Consider the following 252-nt stretch of genomic DNA (forward strand, 5'->3'; position numbering starts at 1 on the left):
GGAAAGTAATAGATTATATCAGAAAGGTGATTATATAGATTTATCAGAGATTTTAAAAAAGGAAGCAAGTGTAATTAATACAAATAAAGCATTTCTCAATTTTTAGTCCAAATGTGTCCTAACTCTCTTCAAATATACCGAGTTTAAATTCGTTATATCCAGAGTTAACGAAGTTAATTTTTTTGAGGAAGAATATCAATAGGGAAAACCTCTTTTTTGGGTTATTACATTCTTTTTTCTTAAAAATAAAGC

The organism is Polaribacter vadi (assembly GCF_018861005.1).
Taxonomy (GTDB): domain Bacteria; phylum Bacteroidota; class Bacteroidia; order Flavobacteriales; family Flavobacteriaceae; genus Polaribacter; species Polaribacter vadi_A.